Origin of the sequence: Viridibacterium curvum (genome assembly GCF_039544165.1) — a bacterium.
Lineage (GTDB): Bacteria > Pseudomonadota > Gammaproteobacteria > Burkholderiales > Rhodocyclaceae > Viridibacterium > Viridibacterium curvum.
In genome coordinates this window covers 655,236-670,496 of record NZ_BAABLD010000008.1, presented here as the reverse complement: position 1 = coordinate 670,496, position 15,261 = coordinate 655,236, and the positions used below count along the sequence as shown (strand labels likewise).

Genomic DNA, 15,261 nt, shown 5'->3' with positions numbered 1-15,261 from the left:
CGACTGAAGTCGCACCTACTGCCCTGTGGGGAGGCAGTCATGGGGAGGGGGAGTGAAGTCGCACCTGCGGTTTTGCGAGGTGGCGCTCAGGTGCTGAGCTGCGCGATGCTGCGTTGCAGGCGTGCCTTGCTCTCCGACAGGTGCATGCGCAGGGCGGCGCGCGCGGCTTCCGGATCCTGCTTTTCGATGGCGTAGCAGATCTGCTCGTGCTCGCGCTGGATGCGTGCGAGGTAGTCGGCCATCGGCACGGCGTCGAGGCGTACCGACTGCAGGCGTGCGCGCGGAATCAGTAGCTCGCCCACGTAGTTGAACAGCTTGAGAAAGTGCGCGTTGCCAGCTGCCTCCGCAATGGCGCGGTGGAAGGCCATGTCGGCCTGCACCGCGTCTTCGCCACGTGCGATGGCGGCGGTCATCTCGGCCAGCGCGCTGCGCATGGCGGCGAGCTGTTCGGGTGTGCGGCGCTGGGCGGCGAGCACGGCGGCTTCGCTTTCGAGTGCGATGCGCAATTCGAGTACAGCGACCATCTCCTGTACGACCGACAGGCTGCCGGCGTCGATCTCGAAGCCGCTGGCTTCGCGTTGTTGCACGACGAAAGCGCCGCGCCCCTGCCGCGTATCAACCTGGCCGCTGGCGCGCAGCTTGGCGATGGCTTCGCGTACCACGGTGCGGCTGACCTGGAATTCCTCAATCAGCTCCTGCTCGCTGGGCAGGCGATCACCCACGCCGTAACGACCGCCGGCGATGCGCTCGGCCAGAGCACGCGATAGCTGGTCGCTGAGCTTTTCGCGCCGGGCGCCGGGCAGAGCCGTGCTGCGCAAGCCCGGTTCACTTGTATGATGAGTTTCTGTTTTCATGGTTGATCTCATCATATAACACAACAAGCAGCCAGAGCCAGAATGTTGCGATGCAGCGAAAAATAGCCAACAAATCCGTCGTTTATGCAGGTTAACCCCTAGGGGTTCGCAGGCTTTGACAGATTTCCACGTGACTCGCTACGATTCAACTTGTATGACGACTGACAAGTCATCCCGCAATCAACGAGACATTCACCGATGAAGATAGAACGACTGACAGGCACCGTATTTACCTACCCGAGCAAGCGCTCGGTCGACGCCGCCGGGCATTCCCATCCGGGGCCGGAGAAGGACGCAAAGATGGCGATGCTGACCATCACGTGTGACGACGGCAGTCAGGGTCATGCATTCGGGCCGGTCGAAGTGATCCGTCAGCACGTTATGGACGCCTTCTTCCGCAAAGTGATGGTTGGTGCCGACCCCTTCATGCGCGAGCAGATCTGGCAAGACCTCGCGCACTGGCAGCGCGGCAGCGCCGGTCAGCTGACTGACCGCGCGATGGCAGTGGCCGATCAGGCCTTGTGGGATCTGGCCGGTCGCAAGCTGGGTGTGCCGGTCTACAAACTTATCGGCGGCTACCGCGACAAGGTGCCGGCGTACGGCAGCACGATGTGCGGTGATGAACTCAAGGGTGGGTTGTCCACGCCCGAGGAATACGCCGCCTTCGCCGAGCAGCTCGTCGCACGTGGTTACAAGGCCATCAAGCTGCACACCTGGATGCCGCCGGTGGCCTTCGCACCCAATGTAGCGATGGACATCAAGTGCTGCGCCGCCGTGCGCGAAGCCGTCGGCCCGAACATCGACCTCATGCTCGACGGCTACCACTGGTACAGCCGCACCGACGCGCTGAAGATCGGCAGGGCACTGGAAAAGCTCAACTTCGCCTGGTTCGAGGAAATGATGGACGAGCAGAGCATGTCGTCCTATGTGTGGCTCACGCAGCAGCTCGACATCCCCATCCTCGGGCCGGAATACATGGGCGGCAAGCACCACACGCGCGCCGAGTGGATCAAGTCTGGCGCCGCGACGATCACGCGTGCCGGTGTGCCGGGCGTGGGCGGTATCACGCCGACGCTCAAGGTTGCCGGCATGGCCGATGCCTTCGGCATGAACTGCGAGGTGCATGGCAACGGCGCGGCCAACCTGGCCGTGTGCGCGGCGATCAAGAACTGTGCGTGGTACGAGCGCGGCTTGTTGCACCCCTTCCTCGATTACGACGAAGTGCCCGCTTACCTCAACAGCCTTGCCGACCCCATGGACAAGGAGGGCTTCGTGCATCTGTCGCAGAAGCCGGGTCTCGGCGAAGACATCAACTTTGACTACATCGCAGCACATACGGTCGCGACGTACTAAGCGATCAAGAAATCAGAAAAAGGAGACTGGTCATGAAACTCACACAGCTCGTCAGCGCCTGTGCGCTTGCGGTGTCGATGGTGTTGTCTGCCGCTGTGCAGGCCGCGACACCGAAGGACGCGCTCATCATCGGCATGAGCATGAACAACCTGCTGTCGCTGGACCCGGCGAACGCCACCGGCAACGACGTGGTCGAGATCAACGCCAACATGTACGACTCGCTCGTCGAGCTCGACCCGGCCAACACCTACAAGGTGTTGCCGGCGCTGGCCGAGAGCTGGAGCATCGCGCCGGACAACACCAGCATCACGTTCAAGATCCGCAAGGGCGTGAAATTCCACTCCGGCAATCCGCTCACGGCGCAGGATGCCGCCTGGTCCTTGCAGCGTGTCGTGAAGATCAATCTTGCGCTCGCTTCGGTGTGGAAGGCCTACGGCTTCACACCGAAGAATGTCGAAGAGAAGATCCGCGCCACCGATGCACAGACCCTGGTCATCGACCTGCCCGAGCCAACCGATCCCAATCTCGTGATCTACACGCTGGGCACTTCGGTCAGTGCCGTCGTGCTCGACAGCAAGAAGGTCATGCAGAACGAGAAGGATGGTGACCTCGGCCGCACCTGGCTCACCACCAACGAAGCCGGCTCCGGTCCCTTCGTGTTCAACGAGTGGCGCCAGAAAGACGTGCTGACGATGACGCGCTTCGATGGCTACTGGCGCGGTGCGCCCAAGCTGCGCCGCGTCCTGCTGCGTCACATGACGGAATCGCAGACCCTGCGCCTGATGCTGGAGCGTGGCGATATCGACATCGCCAATGGGATGTCGGTGCCCGATGTCGAAGCGATGAAGAAGAACCCCAAGGTGGTCGTCGAGTCAGTCAAGCGCGGCAACGTCTACTACGTCGCGGTGAGCATGAAAGACCCGAAGTTCGCTGACAAGCGCGTGCGTCTCGCCATCCGCAACCTCATCGACTACAAGGGCATCAACGACACCGTCATGCCCAACTACGGCATCTTCCACCAGCGCCCCGTGCAGCTGGGCCTGCCGGCCACGCTACCCGAGCCCGGCTACAAGTTCGACGTGCCTGCTGCACGCAAGTTGCTGGCCGAAGCCGGCTTCCCGAACGGCTTCAAGACCACCATCCGCGTGCTGTCTGACCCGCCCTTCATCAACATTGCGACCAACCTGCAGGCCACGCTTGCCCTGGGGGGTATCGAAGCGGCCGTGGTGCCAGGCACCGGCAACCAGGTGTATGGCGCGATGCGCGACCGCAACTTCGAGATCATCGTCGGCCGTGGCGGCGGCGGCGCCGAACCGCACCCGCACAGCAGCCTGCGCTCGCTGGTCTACAACCCGGACAACCGCGATGAAGCCAAGCTGACCAACTTCCAGGGCTGGCGTACCTCGTTCATCAGCCCCGAGATCAACGCCCTGATCGAGAAGGCGGAAGTCGAGAAGGACGTGAAGAAGCAGACCGAGATGTATCAGGAAGTGCAGCGCCTTTACGACAGCCAGGTTGGTGCCATCCAGCCCGTGTCGCAGATGGTGGAGACCGTGGTGCTGCAGAAGGACATCCGCAACTACCGCTCGCATCCCTCGGCGACCACGCACTGGCGTGACGTCTACAAGCAATGAGCGCCTGAGCTGTAATCCATCGCATGTGATTCAAACCCCACCCCTCCCTCCCCTTGTCAGGGGAGGGCGATCGCTCCCGCCCGAACTGACGCCTCCCCTGACAAGGGGAGGTTGGGAGGGGTTAAGGGCGCCGCCCATCACCCATCAAAGTTGTTCTGAAGCCACCGGACACATCATGACTGCCCTCACCCTGCGCCTGCCCGGCCTCTCCGCCCAGCGCGCGGCCGGCCTCGGCCACCGCCTTGCCATCGTCGGCGTGACCCTGCTGGGCCTGCTCGCGCTGACCTTCTTCATCGGCCGTGTCATGCCGCTGGACCCCGTGCTGTCCATCGTGGGTTCGGACGCTGACCAATCTACCTATCAGCAGGTCTATCACCAGCTGGGCCTTGACCGTCCGCTCTACGTGCAATTCGGCTACTACCTGCGCGACCTGCTGCATGGCGATCTCGGCCGCTCGCTGATGACCGGCAACTCCGTTACCGCCGATATTGCCCGCGTGTTCCCCGCCACCATCGAGCTCGCCACCCTGGCCATCCTGTTCGGTACCTGTGTCGGCGTGCCGCTGGGTGTCTTCGCGGCAACCAGGCGCGGCCGCGCCGGTGACCAGGTGGTGCGCGTCATCAGCCTGTGCGGCTACTCGGTGCCGGTGTTCTGGTTCGGCATGATGGGCCTCATCATCTTCTACGCCTGGCTGGGCTGGGCCGGTGGCGCAGGGCGTGTCGACCTCGCCTACGATGGCCTCGTCGAAAAGCGCACCGGCCTGCTGCTTATCGATTCGGCCATTGCTGGCGAGTGGGAAGTGTTCGCCAGCGCGATCAAGTACATCACCTTGCCGGCCTGCATCCTCGGGCTGCACTCCATGGCCTACATCGCGCGCATGACGCGCAGCTTCATGCTGACCCAGCTGTCGCAGGAATACATCATCACGGCCCGTGTGAAGGGGCTGTCTGAGCGCGAGGTGATCTGGAACCACGCATTCCGCAACATCCTCGTGCAGCTGCTCACCATCGTTGCGCTGGCCTACGGCGGCCTGCTCGAAGGCGCAGTGCTCATCGAGACCGTATTCGCCTGGCCGGGCTTCGGCAGCTACCTCACCAGCAGCCTGCTGCTCGGTGACATGAACGCCGTGATGGGCTGCGTGCTGCTGATCGGCATCATCTTCGTAACCCTCAACCTGGTGACCGATGCGCTGTACCAGGTCTTTGATCCCCGGACCCGTTGAGCCTGACATGACGACCATGACACTCTCTGCCACAACCTCTTCCGCTTCCTCCGGCGTGCCGCAGTCCTCGACGCAGGCGCTGCGTGAGAACGTTCTGCGCAACCTGCGCAAGCTGTTCCGCAATCCGCTTGCTGTTGCCGGCCTTGCTGTGATCCTCGGGCTGTTGCTGCTCGCTGCATTCGCGCCGTGGATTGCCACCCATAACCCCGTCGCACAGGATCTGAGCAACACCCTCAAGGCACCCGACGCGACGCACTGGTTCGGCACCGACGAATACGGTCGCGACATTTTCAGCCGCCTGGTCTACGGTTCGCGCATCACGCTCTACATCATCGCTCTGGTAACCGTGGTGGTCGGCCCGGTGGGTCTCGCAGTGGGTGTCGTCTCCGGCTACTTCGGTGGCTGGATCGACACGCTGTTCATGCGCATCACCGACATCTTCATCTCCTTCCCGGGCCTCGTGCTGGCGCTTGCCTTCGTCGCTGCACTGGGGCCGGGGCTCGATCACGCCATTATCGCCATCGCGCTCACCGCCTGGCCACCCATCGCGCGTCTTGCACGCGCCGAGACGCTGTCGTTGCGTCGCGCTGACTACATCGTTGCCGTGCAGCTGCAAGGCGCATCTGCGCTGCGCATCCTTGTGCGCCACATCGTGCCGATGTGTCTGTCCTCGGTGGTCGTGCGCCTCACCATGAACATGGCCAGCATCATCCTCACAGCCGCGGGCCTCGGCTTCCTCGGTCTCGGCGCGCAACCGCCGGTGCCCGAGTGGGGCGCCATGATCTCCGCCGGCCGCCGCTACATGCTCGAGTGCTGGTGGCTGGTCGCCATGCCCGGTGCCGCCATCATGATGGTGAGCCTTGCCTTCAATCTCTTCGGCGACGGCCTGCGTGATCTGCTTGATCCGCGCAGCGAGTGAACGTCATGAGAAACGCAGCGCTTTCCTGTGCCGTCATTCCCGCGAAGGCGGGAATCCAGCGACGTTTGCAGTTGAAACAAAAGCCACTGGGTTCCCGCCAAAGCCCTCTCCCCCAACCCCTCTCCCGCAAGCGGGCGAGGGGAGCGATGCGCAGCAACGCTGGCTGTAAAGCTGGCGGGAACGACGGAAAGTTTTTGAGTGCCCTGCACGCATAGAGGCTCGAATCATGAATCAACCCACACAACCCCTGCTCGAAGCCGAAGACCTCACCGTGCGCTTCGCCACCAGCGAAGGCCTCGTCGATGCCGTGCGCGGCGTGTCCTTCACGCTGGGCCGCGAGAAGCTCGCCATCGTCGGCGAGTCCGGCTCCGGCAAATCCACTGTTGGCCGCAGCCTGCTGCGCCTGCATCCGCGCAGTGCGCGCATCGAGGCAAAGACGCTGCGCTTCGGCGACACCGATCTGCTGACGGCCAGCGAGAACGCCATGCGCGATATCCGTGGTCGCCGCATGTCGATGATCATGCAGGACCCCAAGTATTCGCTGAATCCGGTCATGCGCGTCGGCAAGCAGATCGCCGAGGCCTACCTCGCACACCACAAGGTGAGTCGCAAGGAAGCCGAGCAGCGTGCGCTGGCAATGCTCGAAGCGGTGCGCATCCGTGACCCGCAACGGGTGTTCGCCATGTATCCGCACGAAGTGTCGGGCGGCATGGGCCAGCGCATCATGATTGCGATGATGCTCATCACCGAGCCCGAAGTGGTGATCGCCGACGAGCCGACCTCGGCGCTCGACGTATCGGTGCGCATGCAGGTGCTGGCTACGCTCGACGATCTCGTCAGCCAGCGCGGCCTCGGACTCATCTTCATCAGCCACGACCTCAACCTCGTGCGCAGCTTCTGTGACCGCGTGCTGGTCATGTACGCGGGCCGCGTCGTCGAATCGATTGCTGCGGCTGATCTGGACAAAGCCCAGCACCCCTACACGCGTGGCCTGCTGGCCGCCCTGCCCAGTGTGGACCAGCGCCGCGAGCGACTGCCCGTGCTGCAACGTGACCCCGCCTGGCTGGCCGCTTGAGGAGAAAAGACGTGAGCGACAAAACCATGATTGACGTGCAGCACCTTGACCTCAGCTTCGGCGAAGGTTCGAACGCTAACCGCGTGCTGCGTGATGTGAACTTTCACGTCGCCGAAGGCGAATCTTTCGGCCTCGTCGGCGAATCCGGCTCGGGCAAGACCACGGTGCTGCGCTGCCTCGCCGGGCAGTACACGCACTGGCAAGGCAGTCTCGCGGTCGACGGCGCGGCCCTCGGTCGCAAGCTAGACCGCGCGCGCTGCCGCAAGCTGCAGATGGTCTTCCAGGACCCCTATGGCTCGCTGCATCCGCGTCACACCATCGAGACCGCGCTCAGCGAACCGCTCGCCATTCACGGCATCGGTGACCGCAGCGCGCGCATCGACGCCATTCTCGACAAGGTCGGCTTGCCGCGCGCCTTCCGCTACCGCTATCCGCATCAGCTCTCCGGTGGCCAGCGCCAGCGTGTGGCGATTGCGCGCGCGCTGATCCTCGAACCGCGCATCCTGCTGCTCGACGAGCCGACCTCGGCACTCGACGTGTCGGTGCAGGCCGAAATCCTCAACCTGCTCGCCGATCTGCGTGTGCGCGACGGCCTGACCTACCTGCTGGTCACGCACGACCTCGGCGTCGTCGCGCATCTGTGCGATCGCGTGGCCGTCATGCAGCTGGGCGAGATCGTCGACACCATCGATAGCGCCAGCCTCACCGGCAGCACGCCCAGCCATCCCTACACCCGCATGCTCGTCGAAGCGAGCCGCCACTACAGCCGCGAGATGGCGCAAGCCATGGCCGCCTGAGGAGTCCACATGGAAATGATCCTGAATCCCTTCAAGCGGGCCATCCAGCAGCGCGCGCTGCAGATCGGCCTGTGGTCGCATCTGTCGAACCACGTCAGCACCGAGGTCATCGGTGGCGCCGGTTTCGACTGGATCGTGCTCGACGCCGAGCACTCACCCAACGAGACCTTCCTGCTGCACCAGCAACTGCAGGCGCTTGTCGAAGGCGGCTCGCATCCCGTGGTGCGCCTTGCGTGGAACGACAAGGTGCTCATCAAGCGCGTGCTCGACATCGGCGTGCAGACCATTCTTGTGCCCTATGTGCAGAACGCTGATGAAGCGGCGGAGGCTGTCGCGGCCACGCGTTACCCCGCCGAGGGTGGCCTGCGCGGCTTCACCGGCCTGTCGCGTGCGTCGCGCTTCGGTCGCATCAAGGACTACCACGGCCGCGCGCAGGACGAGCTGTGCGTGATCGTGCAGGTCGAGACCAGTGAGGCGCTGGCGCAGATCGAAGCGATTGCGGCAGTGGACGGCGTCGACGGCATCTTCATTGGCCCCGGTGATCTCTCCGCTGCGATGGGCCAGATCGGCAACCCCGGCCACCCTGATGTGCAGCGCGCCATTCGTGACGCCATCACGCGCATCAACGCAGCTGGCAAGCCGGCCGGCATCCTCACCGGCGACGAAGCGCAGGCGCGGCAGTACATCGAATGGGGCTGCTGCTTCACTGCCGTGGGCGCCGATATCGCGCTGCTCGCCCGTGCATCGGAACAGCTCGCCAGCCGCTTCCAGCAATTCAAGGCTGCGCGTGCGAAGGCGGCGTGATTTGCCCATGACCAGAAAACCCGCCCTCTCCCGGCGCTGACGCGCCACCCTCTCCCGTTCTACGGAAGAGGGGCAGCTGTACGGTTCCCTCGCCCGCTTGCGGGAGAGGGTGGCCGAAGGCCGGGAGAGGGCGAACCACCAGAACACTCAGTCAGGAGCATCACATGCAGAAAATCGGATTCATCGGCCTCGGCATCATGGGCGCACCCATGGCGGGTCACCTCATCGCTGCCGGTCACACGCTTTACCTGCACAGCCGCAGCGGCGTGCCGGGCGAGCTGACGCAGGCGGGCGGCACGGTCTGCGCGAGCGCTGCCGAAGTGGCGCGCAACGCCGACATCATCATCACCATGGTGCCCGACACGCCGCACGTCGAAGAGGTGCTGTTTGGTGCCAACGGCGTGGCATCGGCCATCACGGCGGGCAAGGTCGTCATCGACATGAGTTCGATCTCGCCCGTAGCCACCAAGGAGTTCGCCGCGAAAATCGCAGCGCTCGGTGCGCACTACATCGACGCGCCGGTGTCGGGTGGTGAAGTGGGTGCCAAGGCCGCCACGCTGACCATCATGTGCGGCGGCGACGAAGCCGTGTTCGAACGCGTCAAGCCGCTGTTCGAGAAGATGGGCAAGAACATCACCCTCGTCGGCGGCGTCGGCGACGGGCAGATCACCAAGGTGGCCAACCAGATCATCGTGGCGCTCAACATTGAAGCGGTCAGTGAAGCCCTGTTGCTGGCGGCAAAGGCCGGCGCCGATCCGGCGCGTGTGCGCCAGGCCCTGATGGGGGGCTTTGCCAACTCGCGCGTGCTCGAAGTGCATGGCGAACGCATGATCAAGCGCACCTTCAATCCGGGCTTCCGCATCGAACTGCACCAGAAGGATCTCAACCTCGCGTTGTCGACCGCACGCGCGGTCGGCGTGTCCCTGCCCAACACCGCGACGGCTCAGGAGCTGTTCAACAGCTGCGCCGCGCAGGGCGGTTCGCAATGGGATCACTCCGGCATGGTGCGTGCGCTGGAGCGCCTCGCCGATTTCGAGATCGGCACGGGTGCCTGACCCATTCCAAGGGGGAACCATCATGTCCTTCCATCCGCAAACGCTGTTACACGACATGGCCATGCGCGCCATCGACGCCGTGGCGCCAGCGCGTTGCCTGCCACCGTTCCTGCCGCCACCGCCGCGTGGGCGCACGGTTGTGGTGGGGGCCGGCAAGGCGGCGGCCGAGATGGCGGCGGTGGTCGAGCAGCACTGGAGCGGGCCGCTCACGGGAATTGTCGTGACGCGTTATGGCCACAGCCTGCCGTGCGAGCGGATCGAGGTCATCGAAGCCGCGCACCCGGTACCCGACGAGGCGGGCATGGCGGCAGCGGCACGCATTCTGCAGGCAGTGCAGGGGCTGGGGCCGGATGACATGGTGCTGTGCCTGATTTCGGGTGGCGGGTCGGCCTTGCTGGGTTTGCCGGCCGAGGGCATCACGCTGGCGGACAAGCAGGCCATCAATCGTGCGTTGCTACGTTCTGGCGCATCGATTGCCGAACTCAACTGCGTGCGCAAACATCTGTCGGCCATCAAGGGAGGGCGCCTGGGCGTGGCCTGTGCACCCGCCAGGGTCGTGACGCTGGTGCTGTCGGACGTGCCGGGTGATGATCCGTCGGTGGTGGCCTCCGGCCCCACCCTGCCCGATGCCACGACGTGTGCCGAGGCGCTGAGCATACTGCAGCGCTACGCCATCGACATCCCTGCGGCGGCGCGTGCGCTGCTCGAAAGTGGTCTGGGGGAAACGCCCAAGCCTGACGACCCCCGTTTTGTCGGCCATGCCTGTCAAGTGGTGGCCACGGCGCAGGACGCACTGGAAGCCGCCGCAGCGGTGGCGTTGCAGGCAGGGGTGACGCCCTTGATTCTCGGCAACGCCATCGAGGGCGAAGCGCGCGAGGTGGCGCGCATGCACGCGGGCATGGCCAGGCAGGTGCGCCGTCACGGTCAGCCTCTGGCACCGCCCTGCGTGCTGATTTCGGGCGGCGAGACCAGCGTGACGGTGCGCGGCAGGGGGCGTGGTGGACGCAATGCGGAGTTCCTCCTGTCGCTGGTCTGCGCGCTGGAGGCCGAGCCCGGAGTGTATGCCCTGGCCATCGATACCGATGGCATTGATGGCAGCGAGGACAACGCGGGCTGCCGCATGGCGCCTGACACGCTGGCTCGGTCGCGCGCGCAGGGACTGTCAGCGCGCGCGCTGCTCGATGACAACGATGCCTATCGTTTCTTTGCGACGCTCGATGACCTCATTGTCACCGGGCCGACGCGTACCAATGTCAACGATCTGCGTTTGCTGCTGATTGTCTGACCGATAACTACATGCCGCATCCAGAGAGAAGGGAGCCCCGATGTCAGCAACAGGATTTTTCCGTACCGGCACCGCTGCACTGATGATGGTGCTGCTGTCTGCGTGTGCCACACCCACCATGGTGTACGTCTCGAATGCAGAGAGTCAGGACATCTCGGTGTTCCGGCTCGACACCGCGCAGGGAACGCTGCAGCCTGTGCAAACGCGTGCCGTGGGTGGCACGGTGATGCCGATGGCGGTGTCGGCAGACCGTCAGCGACTGTATGCGGCAATACGCTCAAAGCCCTATAGCGTGGTGGCGCTGCGTATCGACAATCGCGATGGCACGCTGCATGAGCTCGGCGCTGCGCCCCTGGCCGACAGCATGGCCAATATCGCGCTGGATCGCGGCAACAAGCTGATCCTCTCTGCTTCGTACGGCGGCAACAAGCTCAGCGTCAACCCGTTAGACAAGGACGGCGTACCCCAGGCGCCGAGCCAGATCGTGCCGACCGGGCCGATGGCGCACCAGGTGAGCAGCTCACCGGATGGACGCTTCGTGTATGCCAGCGTGCTGGGCGCGGATCAGCTGATCCGCCTGGATGTCGATGCTGCGACGGGGCGTCTGCAGGGCGAGCCGGTGGTGGCGCTGCAGCTGCCGGCGCAGTCGGGCCCGCGTCACTTCGTCTTCTCGACGCGGCATGCCTTGATCTATCTGCTTGATGAGCTCGACGGCAGACTGCACGTGCTGCGCCACGATGCGGCCACGGGTGGCGCGAGCCTGTTGCAGACAGTCAGCGTGGTGCCGCCCGGCTTCAGCGGCAAGCCGGCGGCGGCTGATCTGCATCTGACACCGGATGGCCGATTCCTCTACGCATCGGAACGTGGCTCGAACACGCTGGCCGGATTCGAGGTCGCTGCGGCGGACGGACAGCTGCGCCTCATCGACCACTGGCCGACGGAGACACAGCCACGCGGCTTCAACATCTCGCCCGATGGCCGGTTCCTGCTTGCCGTGGGGCAGAAGTCGCACTCGCTCACCAGCTATCGCATCGATGCCGCCACTGGCAGGCTGACCGAAGTCGCGCGCGTGCCGACCGGCAAGGGTCCGAACTGGGTCGAGATCGTTCCGCTGCGATGAATGAGGAAAGCGCCGGAGCGAGCCTGGCGGCGGACGTGTCTTGCGACCATGCGCGCTGAGCCACCCCGTGCCAGCGCCAAGGATTTCCGCGCGGCGCTGGTGCTCTGAGCGTTACAGGAAGCGCAGGCAGGCCGTGCCGATCAGCAGGAGCACATAGGGCAGTGCCACCGTGGGGCGCAGCGCTGCGCAGACATAAGCGCTGAGGAGCGCCACAGCACCACCGCGTTGCGCAGCCCACCAGCTGTGCAGTTGCAGGCCGGGCGCGCCGCTCGCTTCAAGCAGCAGCAAACGCTGACCGAGTCGGCTTTGCGTGGTGCGCAGCATGGCTTCCAGCAGCCACAGCATCAGCAGGGCCAGGCCCAGCACGCGCAGGTGCCAGCCCAGACCGGATATCACTGCGAAAAGTGCGACAGCCAGCATGCGTAACTGCAGGGCATGAACTTCGTGGGCGGCAAACTGGCTCTGCAGGGCCAGCCACTCCTGTTGCTGAGGGGTATCGGGCATGGAACAGGTGTTTCGGAGAAATGCGGGTATCTGGCAGCGTGGATACGGCGTGCCCATGCTGCGGGTTGTGATCATCGCACGCCCGGGCTCACCCTGTCGTCACGCGACCCGCTTGATGACAACCATGCCCATGGTGTCTTCGACGCGCTCGACGATCTCTGATCCTCACCGGGGCGACGCGCACCAATGTCGATGATCTGCGGTGGGTGCGGATGATCGGGAATCCAGTCCCGCAAAGCACGACGCCCACTCTGCAGTGGGCGTCATTGTTACTTGCAGCAGAAGACCTCGTTGAGAACCTCAACCGCCTTGCGCCATCGCCACCAGACGTGCGACACGCTCCTCGGTTCGCGGGTGGGTCGAAAAGAGGCCCGCAAGGCCGCCGCCCGACAGCGGGTTCATGATCATCATCTGCGCGGTTTCAGGGTGGGCCTCTGCCGTGTACATCGGGATGCCTCTGGCGTAAGCGTGGATCTTCTCCAGCGCGCGCGCGAGGGCCATCGGGTCGCCGCTGATTTCGGCGCCGCCACGGTCGGCTTCGAACTCACGGGCGCGCGAGATGGCCATCTGGATCAGGCTGGCGGCGAGCGGGGCGAGGATTGCCACGAGAATGCCGGCGAGCGGGTTGACCGGGCGACCTTCCTCGTCGCGACCGCCGAAGAACATGGCGAAGTTGGCGAGCGCCGATATGGCGCCAGCCATGGTCGCCGAAATCGTCGAGATGAGGATGTCGCGGTGTTTCACGTGCGCGAGTTCGTGCGCCATCACGCCGCGCAGCTCGCGTTCCGACAGCATCTGGATGATGCCCGTGGTGGCTGCGACGGCGGCGTTCTGCGGGTTGCGGCCCGTCGCGAAGGCGTTCGGCTGCTGCTCGTTGATGATGTAGACCTTGGGCATGGGCAGCTCGGCCCGGCGTGCCAGTTCGCGCACCATGTTGTAGAGGTAGGGCGAGCTCGTCTCGTCGACCTCCTGTGCGTTGTACATGCGCAGCACCATCTTGTCGGAGAACCAGTACGAGAAGAAGTTCATCGCGCCGCCGAAGACGAGCGCCAGCAGCATGCCGGTCTTGCCGCCGATCATGGCACCGATCACGCCGAACAGGGCCATGATGGCGGCCATCAGCAGGGTGGTCTTGAACCAGTTGAACATTGCAGTTTCCTTCAGGAAAAACGCGCTTCTGCGCGCACTGCTAGAGACAGTGCGATGCCGCGCGGGTTCCCTTCAGGTGAGGTGATCGAGGCTGGATTTCAAGCGGGTTCGATCCGGCCGCGATACAGGGCGACGAGTCGGCGTTTGCTGAAGTGCAGATCGGCCTGTGCGGTCTGCGCCGGCTTCAGAGCCCGTGGTTGGCGCGCTGGCGGGCCATGCAGGTGTTCCAGCGCTGTTCCACCGAAGCGGCGTAGCCGGTGGTGGTCAGCGTGCGCTTGAACTTGGGGCTCTGCACGGCGATCTGCGGCAGGATGAAGCGTGGCAGCGTCTGCTTCGCAGCGGCGTCGGCCATCAGGAAGACGCGTTGCCACAGGCGTGTCTTTTCGAAGGCCTCCGACTTCTCTGACAGCAACTCGCGGCGCACGTCGGCGCGCGGTACACCGAGTGAGGCGGACAGGCTTTCGAGCACCTTCTGCGTGTTGCTGGGGGTCGGCGAGGGGCGGTTGATGCCTTCGTAGATCAGCAGGTCGCCATCGAGTGCGAGTGCCTGCCCGCTGATGCGTGACAGGGCTTGCTGGAAGGCCGCGTTGCGGCTTGCGAAGCGGCCTGCGTTGTAGTCGGCGAAGCGGTAGCGCGGGTGATCGTAGGCGACCTTGTAGTCGAGCAGCAGGGCCACGCCGAAGTAGAGGCCGCCGCGCCGCGTGAAGGTTTCACGGCGCACCGAGGCGATGCGGCCCCAGGGGTAGGGCTTCTGCTTGGCGTGCTCTTCGGCGAAGGCCACGTTCACCTGCATCGCACCGGCCGTGTGTACGGGGTTCTCGGGTTGGTATTTGCGGGCGATGTCGGGCAGCAGCGAGCTGACTTCTTCGTAGAGCAGGCTGACGTCGGATTCGGTACGCAGGGCCTCGATGCGCGCACCCCAGCTGCGGCCATCACGGCTCTTCTGTTGCAGGCCTTTTTCGACGATTACTTCGGGGATGCTGTAGCGGTTGCGGCGCACCTCGATCTCGCGTTTGACGAGGGCTGGCAGGTTGGGCACTTCGGGGTCGGTGGAGAAGCTCGATTCCTGCTCGATGGTGGCCACGACGGCGCAGACGTTGTCAGGCGTCAGCGGGATACGCAGCGCGCCCATGGCGATGCCCACATCGTTGGCCCAGTCCGACGCATCGGTGACGCGTGCGGGCACCAGGCGCTTGAAGGCGGTAATGGCTTGCGGCAGGTCGTAGGTGGCAGGCAGCGGCGGTGGTGCGCTCGACGAGCTGCTGCTGCGCGGGGCGGCAGGGCGTGCGTGTGTGCTGGATTTTGCGCTGCTGCTGCTCGATGCGGCGACGGGTGCAGCCGGTTTGTCGGGCTGGGTTTCGCCAAACATGCCGCAGCCGGTGAGCAGGCTGGCGGCAAGGAGCAAGGCGGGCAGCAGTGAGCAACAACGGTGCAGCATGGGAGACAGACCTGCGTTCGGCCTCGCAGTATGCCTCGGCCGCTGCGGGGCG

General features: G+C 64.7%; 13 protein-coding genes and 1 pseudogene. 10 read left to right on the top strand and 4 right to left on the bottom strand.

The window, feature by feature from the left end; genetic code table 11:
* Positions 1 to 86: 86 nt before the first annotated feature.
* A complete protein-coding gene (locus ABEA02_RS10810) occupies positions 87 to 854 on the bottom strand; it encodes a FadR/GntR family transcriptional regulator (protein WP_345532954.1) in 768 nt (255 codons plus the stop codon).
* Positions 855 to 1,052: 198 nt separating this feature from the next.
* Here ABEA02_RS10810 and ABEA02_RS10805 point away from each other — a divergent pair, with 198 nt between their 5' ends.
* From ABEA02_RS10805 to ABEA02_RS10760, 10 genes and pseudogenes are all read left to right on the top strand, one after another.
* Positions 1,053 to 2,207, top strand: a complete 1,155-nt coding sequence (locus ABEA02_RS10805; RefSeq protein WP_345532953.1) for a mandelate racemase family protein — start codon at positions 1,053 to 1,055, stop codon at positions 2,205 to 2,207.
* A gap of 32 nt (positions 2,208 to 2,239) precedes the next feature.
* Positions 2,240 to 3,841 (top strand): ABC transporter substrate-binding protein, encoded by a 1,602-nt coding sequence (locus ABEA02_RS10800; protein WP_345532952.1) that lies wholly within the window; start codon positions 2,240 to 2,242, stop codon positions 3,839 to 3,841.
* 175 nt (positions 3,842 to 4,016) lie between these two features.
* Complete coding sequence (locus tag ABEA02_RS10795) at positions 4,017 to 5,063, top strand: ABC transporter permease (RefSeq protein WP_345532951.1); 1,047 nt, start codon at positions 4,017 to 4,019, stop codon at positions 5,061 to 5,063.
* A gap of 7 nt (positions 5,064 to 5,070) precedes the next feature.
* Positions 5,071 to 5,982, top strand: a complete 912-nt coding sequence (nikC, locus tag ABEA02_RS10790) for a nickel transporter permease (RefSeq protein ID WP_345532950.1) — start codon at positions 5,071 to 5,073, stop codon at positions 5,980 to 5,982.
* A 226-nt stretch (positions 5,983 to 6,208) separates the two neighbouring features.
* Positions 6,209 to 7,057 carry an ABC transporter ATP-binding protein gene (locus tag ABEA02_RS10785; protein ID WP_345532949.1) on the top strand — a complete coding sequence of 283 codons (849 nt, stop codon included), beginning with the start codon at positions 6,209 to 6,211 and terminating at the stop codon, positions 7,055 to 7,057.
* A gap of 11 nt (positions 7,058 to 7,068) precedes the next feature.
* Positions 7,069 to 7,854: an ABC transporter ATP-binding protein gene (locus tag ABEA02_RS10780; RefSeq protein ID WP_345532948.1), complete on the top strand. Its 786-nt coding sequence runs from the start codon at positions 7,069 to 7,071 to the stop codon at positions 7,852 to 7,854.
* Positions 7,855 to 7,863: 9 nt separating this feature from the next.
* Positions 7,864 to 8,658 carry an aldolase/citrate lyase family protein gene (locus ABEA02_RS10775; protein WP_345532947.1) on the top strand — a complete coding sequence of 265 codons (795 nt, stop codon included), beginning with the start codon at positions 7,864 to 7,866 and terminating at the stop codon, positions 8,656 to 8,658.
* A 137-nt stretch (positions 8,659 to 8,795) separates the two neighbouring features.
* Positions 8,796 to 9,713 (top strand): annotated as a pseudogene (locus tag ABEA02_RS10770) (2-hydroxy-3-oxopropionate reductase); the annotation flags it as partial.
* Between the two features lie 22 nt (positions 9,714 to 9,735).
* Positions 9,736 to 10,998 (top strand): glycerate kinase type-2 family protein, encoded by a 1,263-nt coding sequence (locus ABEA02_RS10765; protein WP_345532946.1) that lies wholly within the window; start codon positions 9,736 to 9,738, stop codon positions 10,996 to 10,998.
* A gap of 40 nt (positions 10,999 to 11,038) precedes the next feature.
* Positions 11,039 to 12,118, top strand: coding sequence for a lactonase family protein (locus ABEA02_RS10760; protein ID WP_345532945.1), 1,080 nt, complete (start codon positions 11,039 to 11,041; stop codon positions 12,116 to 12,118).
* Positions 12,119 to 12,229: 111 nt separating this feature from the next.
* Here the strand turns inward: ABEA02_RS10760 and ABEA02_RS10755 are convergent, their stop codons facing one another.
* The 3 genes from ABEA02_RS10755 to ABEA02_RS10745 all read right to left on the bottom strand — a co-directional run bounded on the left by ABEA02_RS10755 (position 12,230) and on the right by ABEA02_RS10745 (position 15,209).
* The gene (locus tag ABEA02_RS10755) at positions 12,230 to 12,622 is read right to left on the bottom strand and encodes a hypothetical protein (protein WP_345532944.1); all 393 of its coding nucleotides are present in this window, start codon (positions 12,620 to 12,622) and stop codon (positions 12,230 to 12,232) included.
* Positions 12,623 to 12,922: 300 nt separating this feature from the next.
* On the bottom strand, positions 12,923 to 13,771 hold the full coding sequence (gene htpX / locus ABEA02_RS10750; RefSeq protein WP_345532943.1) for a zinc metalloprotease HtpX: 849 nt from the start codon (positions 13,769 to 13,771) through the stop codon (positions 12,923 to 12,925).
* 184 nt (positions 13,772 to 13,955) lie between these two features.
* Complete coding sequence (locus ABEA02_RS10745) at positions 13,956 to 15,209, bottom strand: DUF1615 domain-containing protein (protein WP_345532942.1); 1,254 nt, start codon at positions 15,207 to 15,209, stop codon at positions 13,956 to 13,958.
* Between the last annotated feature and the right edge of the window lie 52 nt (positions 15,210 to 15,261).